The organism is Rurimicrobium arvi, assembly GCF_039540495.1.
Taxonomy (GTDB): Bacteria; Bacteroidota; Bacteroidia; order Chitinophagales; family Chitinophagaceae; genus Rurimicrobium; species Rurimicrobium arvi.
Genome location: NZ_BAABEZ010000001.1, coordinates 389,688 through 399,346 on the forward strand (window position 1 = coordinate 389,688; position 9,659 = coordinate 399,346).

Below are 9,659 nucleotides of genomic sequence, written 5' to 3' on the forward strand. Positions count from 1 at the left end.
ACTACATTTGTGTTCTTATATTCATTCTATGCATAAAATGCTTCGTCTGTCGGTGCTGGCCCTCTCTGTGTCCGCCGCGGCCAACGCCCAGAAAAAGAACTTCACGATCGCCGAAGCCACCAATGGCATGGGCACAACGCTCGCCCCGAAAGGGCTGCGCCAGACTTCCTGGCAGCCGGAAACCCACAACCTGTTTTTCGTGGCCAACAATGCCTGGGTGCGCACAAATGCCGACAACGGTAAAGTAGATACTTTCCTGCGCCTCAAAACGTTGAACCAGACTATATACGGCAGGGACAGCCTGAAAGCATTCCCGATGCTCAGCTGGCAGGGCAAAGACCGTTTTTACCTGCAATCCGGTAATGAAGTGATCTTCCTGGATGCGGGAATGGAATCCCTGACGAAGAAAACCCTGCAACAGGACGCCGAAAACGTGTTTGTCGCTCCGGAAACCGGCAACATCGCCTATACCGTTGGCAACAACCTGTGGTTCAACAATACGCCCGTTACCGACGATAAAGAACCCAATATCATCAACGGTAAATCCGTGCACCGCGAAGAGTTCGGTATCGACCACGGTATCTTCTTCTCACCCAAAGGCAACCTGCTGGCCTACTACCGTATGGACCAGACCATGGTAGCTGACTACCCGGTGATCGACTGGTCGCAGACGCCCGCCGTAAACCATAATATCAAATACCCGATGGCTGGCAACACCTCCCACCAGGTATCTGTATGGGTCTATAATCCCGAAACAAAAACCAAAGTGCGGATCAAAACCGGCGATCCACTGGATAAATACCTCACCTGTGTGAGCTGGAGCCCGGATGAACGCTACATCTTCATCGCCACGCTGAACCGGGAGCAGGATCATCTGCGACTCAGCATGTTCGACGCCATAAGCGGCGATAAGGTCAGCACCCTGTTTGAAGAATCCGACAGCAAATACGTACAGCCGCAGCACAGCCTGCAGTTCCTGCCGGGCAGCAATACCGAATTTGTATGGTGGAGCCAGCGCGATGGCTTCATGCACCTGTACCTCTTCAATACCAAAGGCAAACTGTTGCGCCAGCTGACGAAAGGCAACTGGGTGGTGAACGAACTGCTGGCTTTCAACAAAGCGGAAAAGGAGATCGTTTTCACTGCATCCAAAGAATCTCCGATGGAGAAGAATACTTACGCGGTAAACTGGGAAACAGGCGCTATGCGCCGCGTAGACCGCGAAAAGGGATACCATAACGTCACTGCCTCCGGCGATGGGCATTATGTGCTCGATGTGTACAGCAATGCGACCACACCGCGCGTAAGCCAGTTGCTGCATACCAATGGTAAATGGTCGAAAGAGCTGCTGCGTGCCGACAATACACTGGCGGCCTACAGGCGCCCTGAGGTTCAGGACGTGACGCTGAAAGCCGCCGACGGTACGCCGCTGTACGGAAAGCTGATCCTGCCGGTCTCTTTCGATGCGAAAAAGAAATACCCCGTGATCGTGTACCTGTACAACGGACCCAATGTGCAGCTGCTCCACAACAGCTTCCCTGCAAGCGGTAATCTCTGGTACGAATACATGGCACAGAAAGGCTACGTGGTATTCACGATGGACGGACGCGGCAGCAGCAACCGCGGTCTTAAATTTGAACAGGCTACTTTCGGAAAGCTGGGTACGGTGGAACTGGAAGATCAGCTTCAGGGTGTAAACTACCTGAAATCGCTTCCTTTCGTGGATGCCGACCGTATGGGTATTCACGGATGGAGCTTCGGCGGATTCATGACCACCAGCATGATGCTGCGCAATCCCGATGTATTTAAAGTGGGCGTAGCGGGCGGTCCCGTTATGGATTGGAAAATGTACGAGGTGATGTATACGGAACGCTATATGAATACCCCGCAGGAAAATGCGAAAGGTTATGAAGACGCGAATCTGCTCACCAAAACAAAAAACCTGAAAGGCAAACTGCTGCTGATCCACGGTACAGACGACGATGTGGTGGTCTGGCAGCACTCCGTCAATTTTATCCGCAAATGCGTGGATAACGGCGTTCCGGTCGATTATTTCGTGTATCCGGGTCATCCGCATAATGTACGCGGAAAAGACCGTGTGCACCTGATGCAGAAGATCAGCGACTATTTCGATTTATACCTGAAGCCATAGGCACAACGGAAATTCATCTGTAACTTGCGGGCGGTCTGTTATCAGGCCGCCCGTTTTTTATGACAGCAACTCCTCTTTCGGCAGTGGTGATCACCCGTAACGAAGCAGCCAACATTGCGCGCTGTATCCAGAGTCTCCGGCAGGTGACAGCGGATATCGTGGTGGTGGACAGCGGCTCTACAGACCGTACCCGGGAGATCGCAGAGGAAATGGGCGCGCGTGTTTTTCACCGCGACTGGACGGGCTATGCCGATCAGAAGAATTTCGGTAACGAAAAGGCGCTGCACGATTATATCCTTTCCATCGATGCGGATGAATGCCTGAGCTTCGAGCTGGCGTTCCAGATACAGGAAGCCATGAAGCAGCCGGAAGCGGCTGTGTACGAAATGGACTTTCTTACTTCCTGGGGCGATCATTTCATCCGGCATGGAGGATGGGTGCCCGACCGGCATTGCCGCCTGTTCGATAAGCGAAGGATCCGCTGGGTGAGCGAAGGTGTGCACGAATACCTCGCACTGGACGGGCATATTCCGCAAAAGATTGAAGGGTATGTGTTTCATTACACGGCAGCAAACAAGCAGAGCTACCGCGAGAAAATGAACCGCTATGCACGGGAGTTTGCCGAAGCGCGCAGCAATGCACGGCGATACAGTCCGTTCTGGAAAAAATACACAAGTGCGGGTTTCCGCTTCCTGAGAGACTACGTATTCAAAAGAGGATTTCTCGAGGGACGTGCAGGCTGGGAAATCGCCTGCGAGGAAGCACGCTACACTTGGCTCAAATACCGCTGGAGCGAAAAGCCTTAGTTGGCTTTCCGCTTTTTCCGCAGCTCCTTCAGGCGCTTCCGTTCCTGATTTTCCTTGCTGATATCCGTGTTCCGCAGCTTTGGCTTGAAGTGCATTTCTCCTTTTTCGTCGTCCTTCGCCTGTATATACAGACGGAATCCCTTGCTCTGCGATAATTGGGGATCTTCCGCTATGTCTTTTTTAGAGAAGCGGAACAGCGGTATCTCCAGCAGGATATCCGTGCCGATCCCCAGGCTGTACACGCCCTGTATCTGCATATCGATGAGGTCTGTATTCACCCACATCGGCGGGATATCGATTTCGTTGCCACGGATCGTAAATGTATTGTGGATACGTTCGAAGTTCACCTGTTCCAGCCGTTCTTTACGGAACAGCAGCCTGCCCATTTTCAGCAGCGGCCGGAAGTTGACCAGCGCACCGTGCCGGATGTCAAAAGTGGCGGTTCCGCGCAGGCTGCTGCCGACGATAGCGTTCGAATCGTCCAGCTGTCCTTCGAGATGGCTGGTCACATCAATGGTGCCCCTGATATTCTCCGGATGGAACGATTGCTGGCCGAAATTGTCGAATGCGTATAATAGTTTGCCGATAGAGGTGTGCTCCACCTTCGCGTTTATCGAAAAGTCGGGCCGGCGTGCATCTGTGTTGTGCAGCGCGCCGCTCATCGAAAGGTTTCCGTCCGCATGTTCCAGCGAAGCATTGCGCAGTTCAATCCCGTTCGACAGCAGCAGCAGATCGCCCTTGATATTACGGGCATCGAAGCGCTTAAAGGTTACTTTGTCCACCGCAACGGTAAGGCGGGTGCGCGACAGGTCGAGCGCCTCGTCCAGAAAATCGGGAGAGTTGCCGTTACCGCTGCTTTTCTTCGGCCGGCGTACCGCCTGCGGTCTGCTTTGCAGGAAGCTCTGGAACTCGTTCAGGTCGATATGTTTACTGCGTACCTGCGCTTCGATCAGGATGTTTTCCGGGTGTTCGCGGTACAGCGAGAGGAAGTCGCGCGAATAGGCTGCAATGAACACTTGGCTGCGTTCCGTGTTCAGTTCGCTTTCCACTACCTTGATATCATTGTTCAGCACCTGCAGGCGCACATTGCATTTATGGAAATGCAGGTTACGCGGACGGTAGGTCATTTCTATCTGGCGCAGATCCACGAAGGCAGAAATGTTCAGCGGGTATTTAGCATCTTTTTTCATGCCGCCTTCATAATGCAGGTCAATCTGTGCATTGCCCTCCCCGAAGATGAAGCTTTCGCGCCCGAACACGTTGTTCAGTTTCTTCACCGGGAACGAAGAACGCACATGCGTTTTTATCTTGGAGGATTTCAGGTTCACGACTGTTGTGGTATCGGCCGTCAGCGGGATGCCCGCAAATTGTGCCTTCAGTTTGGTGAGCTTCAGGAAAGAATATTCATCGCCGTACAGGCTGTCTTTTTTGCTGCCGTTCACATAGCTGAGGTGGAACGACAGCGAATCGAACTTGCCGAATTTCGAATCAAGTGTATTGTTGATAAAATCCGCGGAGAGCGCCACGAGTGGAATGCGCTGATCTTTCAGGCGTCCCTCGATATGCATTTTAAAGCTTACGGGCCGCTCGAAAATAAAGCCTTTGAGCGAGTTGTACACCGTAGGCGGAACCCAGCTCAGTCCGGTCCGGTAGTTGACATTCTTCCCTTCAATGTCCGTCGAAAACCAGTTGTCTGCCTTTGCTGTAAAGAAATCTCCGTTCATGCGCAGGCGCTGGTCGCCGATCACAAACTCCTGGTTTTTCACCTGCAGCAAATTCCGTTTCGGATTGAACGTGAACGCGAGTTCGAACGTAATATTCTGATCTTTGAAATAAGAGCCTTTATCCGTATTGAACGCAAACGACTTTACCTGCACCTTTGCCTGCGTCTGGAAATGGAACACCTGGTCGATACTGTGGATGCGACCGTTCAGCTCCGGTATGCGGAAATCGAAATACTTTTTATATGGCGCATTGCGGAAGGTAAAATGGAAGTTCTGCAGTGTCATCACATTCACATCGAAGGAAGCTTTACCTTTCTTTTTCTTCTTTACTTTTTTACGCTGGAAGATGCTTTTGTTCGACGAACTGTCCGCCGCCACAAAGAGGTTCATTGTTCCGTCCTGCAGCAGCAGCTTGTCCACAGCCACATTCCCCTTCAGCAGAGGCCAGAAAGCCAGTTTGAGGTACAGGTGTTTTACATTCAGGAAATCGGTGTGGTGTTTCGGCCATAAGGTATCGCGTATCACTACGTCATGCAGGCCCAGGCTGATGCTCGGGAACTGTTTCCAGACATCCGGCTCAATAGCGCCGATCTGCAATGTACCATTGTAATTGTTGCTGAATTCCTGCTGGACAAACAGCCGTATCTGTTCTTTATTTCTTGCTATATACCAGTACGCAGCGCTGAGCCCGATCAGAAGAAGGGCAACGATGATACCGGCAGTCCATAAAGTTATTTTGAGTGCCTTTTTCAAACGGGTAGTAAATAAGTAGGTAGATAAATATTGGTCATACCAAGGTATGGCAAAAAGAATACTTTATATAGTACGGTTATCTTAAACTTTTTTTAGTGACGAATAATGTGGAAAATTGCATTTCCATTCTATGAACAACCATACCCGTGCTTACCTGTCTTATGCCGCCATCTGTCTTATCTGGGGCACCACCTACCTTGCGATAAGAGTGGCGGTGCTGCATTATCCGCCTTTCCTGATGGCAGGTTGCCGCCAGGTGATTGCGGGTGTGCTCACGATGGTGATTGCGCTTGCGGTGAACCGGCAACGGGATCTGAGCTGGTCTAATATACTGCAGCAGGCACTCATCGGGTTCCTGCTGATCACAGCCGGTAACGGACTCGTCACCTGGTCGGAGCAGTATATACAGAGTGGGGTGGCGGCGCTGATCTGTTCCACGATGCCCATCAGCTCGGTGCTCATCAATATCATCCGGGGTAAGGAAAAACTGAATAAGTGGATCGTTGCGGGTATGCTGCTCGGGTTCAGTGGTGTGGCGCTGATCTTCAAAGACAATCTTTCTGCGGCCGGCAGCGGGCATCCACTGTATGGCTGGGCCATCGCGGGACTGTTTGCGGCCACGGTAGCCTGGGCTTACGGGAGTCTGCTCAACAAAAGCGAGCGCCCGAAGGTGAACAGTTTTTTTGATGCGGGATTACAGGTGACGCTTGGTGGCGCCCTGATGCTTTTCATCAGTCCGTTTGCCGACGATTACAGCGGGATTGTGTGGTGGAATCCGGAAGGATTTGCTGCATTTGCGTACCTCGTGGTTTTCGGTTCGCTCGTAGCGTACAGCGCTTATATCTATGCTTTAAAGCACCTGCCTGTGGGTTTCGTAATGTCTTACGCATACATCAATCCGCTGGTGGCCGTTCTGCTTGGTGCGGCGGTGCTCAACGAACCGCTGAACCTGTTCACCGTATTCGCCATGGCATTGATCATCACCGGTATTGTCGTGATCCGCAATGGCTACCGCAAGCGGTCCTGATCCTGTTACATGCTGTTCTGCGAAAAGCGATTGTTTCTGCGGTATAGCCATTCCGTGTATGCGATGGTTATGTGAAGCAATTGTGAACTTATTAGTGATATAACAGCTGTAAAATGCCCCGGAAATGAGCCCGGTTTATACTTTAATCATGCTGTCCTTACAACATCTTCAACTGCTGTGTTTTTCCGGGAATATGCGTTTACATTCGTAGTGCACCCGAACAAAAATTGAAATGTTATGAAGAACTGTCCCTTATCCGCATTGCGCGATGTGCATATGTTGCTCTCGCGCCTCTCGCATCATGTGAGGTTAGAAACCATCGAACAGCAGTACGAGAAATGCCGCAATCTGTTGTCAGAACTTCGCCGACGTTACCCTGAAAGTGAGTCTGTTTTCAATAATGCATTTTCAGAGGTGCGCGGATCTCTTGAAGCCCGTGACGCTGCCACTGCGCAATTGTTACTGCTGCGAGACATTGACCAGATACGAACTTCGGTGACACAGCCGATCTAGAAGAATTTTGACGCTTAAGAAGGATGAATGCTAAAGGCGATCCCCCGGAAGGAGGGTCGCTTTTTGTTTTCCGTTAATTGCCGAAATGGAAGGTCGCAGCAGAAGTCGAATACTTTTCCCGTTTTGTGGGCCGTCCCGATCGTAAAGACCATGGGCTATTCAGGCTAATCTGTAAATATCCGCAAATAGCGGCACATCTGCCGGCAGGGGCATTTTTCCGGGGAAAAGCAGGGGCGGATAAAGCAAAAAAAAAGCGACAACCAGGTGGTTGTCGCTTTACTGTTAGTAGTCCGACCAGGGTTCGAACCTAGAATGACAGAATCAAAATCTGTAGTGTTACCATTACACCATCGGACTAACAGGGCTGCAAAGTTAATCAGCGATTTGAAATCTCCAAAAATATTTTTAAAAAATTTCGGGAAGTCCCGGCAGGACTGCCTCTTAGCTGTTTTGCGAGCGCAATATTACAACAAAATCTGCGTTCTTGCTGTATTAATTTTGCAGGCTTTATATTCGCAACAATTTATCCGGACCAATACCCCTCGTGAAGAAAGTATCCATCATTATCGTCAACTACAATGTGCAGTATTTTATCGAGCTGTGCCTGCATTCTGTGATGCGTGCCTGCGCCGGTACAGATGCCGAGGTGATCGTGGTGGACAACCATTCGTCCGACGACAGCTGTGCGCTCATCAGGCGCGAGTTTCCGTCGGTGGTGCTGATCGAAAACAAAGAAAATACCGGTTTTTCCAAAGCCAACAACCAGGGCGTGGAGATCGCAAAAGGGGAGTATATCCTGTTCCTGAATCCGGATACGGTGATGCCTGAAGATTTTCTGCGCAAGACGATCGCTTATATGGATGCGCACCCCAAAGCCGGTGCACTGGGTCCGCGGCTTATCGACGGCAAAGGCAGTTTTGCCCCGGACGGCAAGAAATCTTTCCCCACCTTGTCCGTTGCGCTGTTCAAGAGTTCCGGACTCAATAAAGTGTTCCCGCGCTCTCCGTATTTCAATAAGTACTATGCGGTGCATGTAGGCGAATTCGAACAGGCTCCGGTTGAAGTACTGTCGGGTTGCTGCATGCTCGTACGCAGCAGCCTGTTCCCCGGTATCGGCAAGGCTTTTGATGAGGATTATTTCATGTATTGCGAAGATGTGGACCTGTCGTACCGTATAGCGCAATCCGGACACGAGAATATGTATTTCCCGGATGCCACGCTTATCCATTACAAAGGCGAGAGCACGAAGAAAGCCACGCTGTCTTACATACGTGTGTTCAACGAAGCACTGTCCACCTTTGTGCGCAAGCATTATTCCAAGACCAATGCAACCCTGTTCATCCTGCTCATCAATGTGGGCATTGCGATGCGGGCCGTATGGTCTTTTCTGAAAGTATTCTTCCGCCTGTTCAAAACACCCATATTCGATGCGCTGGCTTTGCTGGGCGTATTGCTGCTGATGAACAATCTCTGGGTGGAAGGCGTGAAGCACCTGAAGCCGATCGGGAATGCCACGCTGTACGCCACTTTCCCGGTGTACATCCTGCTGTGGACTCTGAGCATTTACCTGAACGGCGGATACGATCAGCCTTACCGCGCGCTGCGCGTGGTGCGCGGCATGCTCATCGGTACCATCATTATCCTGGCGTACTTCGGTATCCTTTCCGCCGAGTTCCGTTATTCGCGTGCGGTGATCCTGTTCTCGGGGGCTATCGGCGCGCTGGCTATTGTAGGGCTGCGGGAGCTGCTGCACTGGACGGGTATCTCCCGCATCGTGCGGTACAACCAGGTGCCCAAGCGGGCAGTGATAGTAGCCACAGAGGCGCATTTCCGCGAAACGGCTGAACTGCTGGAGCAGGTGCATTATGCGCCCGATATTGTAGGCCGCATCAGCATCGGTACTGCAGACGGACAGGCGCTTGGTAACATCTCCGAAATGAAAGCGCTGCTGCATACGCTCAGCATCAATGAAGTGGTGTTCTGCGTGAACGGACTGCAATACCAGACCATCCTGCAGCAGATGCAGGACTGCGGCGATGCATACGACTACAAGATACATATACCCGGCAGCCGGAGCTTTGTAGGCAGCAATTCCAGTCATACCGCCGGCGACCTGTACACGGCCGATAAGCGCTATAATATTGCCACTTTTGTTTCGGCACGGAATAAGCGTGTGTTTGACATGCTTGCGTCTTTATGCCTGCTGTTGCTGTACCCGGTGCTGTTGTTCCGTGTGCACGAACCTGGAGGATTACTGTCGAATATATTTTCGGTATTGCTGGGCCGGAAAGCCTGGGTAGGGTATAGCCGGGAGCTGGGTTTGCCGCAGGTGAAACCGTACGTGTTACCTCCTTATGCGCTACAGCATGGTTATGAGCCGGGTGGGGAAGTAGTGCAGCTGGCGGCTACGGAATATGCCGAGCATTATGTGGTGGGACTGGACTTTTCGCTGTTGCTGAAAAATCTGAAGTTTTTGGGTAAAAAAAGCGCATAAAAATTTTGCCGGAAAAGAAAGTTTTCTATCTTTGCAATCCCAAACGGGAAAACACTCTTCCTTAGCTCAGTTGGTTAGAGCATCTGACTGTTAATCAGAGGGTCGCTGGTTCAAGTCCAGCAGGGAGAGCAGCCAAAAGCCTTACAGAAATGTGAGGCTTTTTTTTGTTGTAAGGTTTTTAGCTCAGTTG

Annotated in this window: 6 protein-coding genes and 2 tRNA genes; 6 read left to right on the top strand and 2 right to left on the bottom strand. The window is 51.3% G+C overall.

The window, feature by feature from the left end; translation table 11 throughout:
* The first annotated feature begins 28 nt into the window (after positions 1-28).
* Together ABD846_RS01600 and ABD846_RS01605 are read left to right on the top strand one after the other, a co-directional pair.
* The gene (locus ABD846_RS01600) at positions 29-2,152 is read left to right on the top strand and encodes a S9 family peptidase (protein ID WP_344821993.1); all 2,124 of its coding nucleotides are present in this window, start codon (positions 29-31) and stop codon (positions 2,150-2,152) included.
* 59 nt (positions 2,153-2,211) lie between these two features.
* The gene (locus ABD846_RS01605) at positions 2,212-2,958 is read left to right on the top strand and encodes a glycosyltransferase family 2 protein (protein WP_344821995.1); all 747 of its coding nucleotides are present in this window, start codon (positions 2,212-2,214) and stop codon (positions 2,956-2,958) included.
* Here the strand turns inward: ABD846_RS01605 and ABD846_RS01610 are convergent.
* Positions 2,955-5,435 (bottom strand): AsmA family protein, encoded by a 2,481-nt coding sequence (locus tag ABD846_RS01610; protein WP_344821997.1) that lies wholly within the window; start codon positions 5,433-5,435, stop codon positions 2,955-2,957. The two genes, ABD846_RS01605 and ABD846_RS01610, sit on opposite strands and share 4 nt — an antisense overlap.
* Before the next feature lie 130 nt (positions 5,436-5,565).
* On the opposite strand from ABD846_RS01610, the gene ABD846_RS01615 reads away from it, so the two are divergent.
* Together ABD846_RS01615 and ABD846_RS01620 are read left to right on the top strand one after the other, a co-directional pair.
* Positions 5,566-6,462: an EamA family transporter gene (locus ABD846_RS01615; RefSeq protein ID WP_344821999.1), complete on the top strand. Its 897-nt coding sequence runs from the start codon at positions 5,566-5,568 to the stop codon at positions 6,460-6,462.
* Between the two features lie 237 nt (positions 6,463-6,699).
* The gene (locus tag ABD846_RS01620; protein WP_344822001.1) at positions 6,700-6,975 is read left to right on the top strand and encodes a hypothetical protein; all 276 of its coding nucleotides are present in this window, start codon (positions 6,700-6,702) and stop codon (positions 6,973-6,975) included.
* A gap of 286 nt (positions 6,976-7,261) precedes the next feature.
* On the opposite strand, the gene ABD846_RS01625 is transcribed toward ABD846_RS01620, so the two are convergent.
* Positions 7,262-7,332 (bottom strand) — tRNA-Gln (locus ABD846_RS01625).
* A gap of 187 nt (positions 7,333-7,519) precedes the next feature.
* On the opposite strand from ABD846_RS01625, the gene ABD846_RS01630 reads away from it, so the two are divergent.
* Together ABD846_RS01630 and ABD846_RS01635 are read left to right on the top strand one after the other, a co-directional pair.
* The gene (locus ABD846_RS01630) at positions 7,520-9,469 is read left to right on the top strand and encodes a glycosyltransferase family 2 protein (RefSeq protein WP_344822003.1); all 1,950 of its coding nucleotides are present in this window, start codon (positions 7,520-7,522) and stop codon (positions 9,467-9,469) included.
* Between the two features lie 55 nt (positions 9,470-9,524).
* Positions 9,525-9,598, top strand: a tRNA-Asn gene (locus ABD846_RS01635).
* Positions 9,599-9,659: the final 61 nt, after the last annotated feature.

Excerpts from the sequence above, each read along its gene's own strand:
- ABD846_RS01600 (WP_344821993.1), top strand. The coding sequence starts at position 29 with ATGCATAAAATGCTTCGTCTGTCGGTGCTGGCCCTCTCTGTGTCCGCC.
- ABD846_RS01620 (WP_344822001.1), top strand. The coding sequence starts at position 6,700 with ATGAAGAACTGTCCCTTATCCGCATTGCGCGATGTGCATATGTTGCTC.
- ABD846_RS01615 (WP_344821999.1), top strand. The coding sequence starts at position 5,566 with ATGAACAACCATACCCGTGCTTACCTGTCTTATGCCGCCATCTGTCTT.
- ABD846_RS01605 (WP_344821995.1), top strand. The coding sequence starts at position 2,212 with ATGACAGCAACTCCTCTTTCGGCAGTGGTGATCACCCGTAACGAAGCA.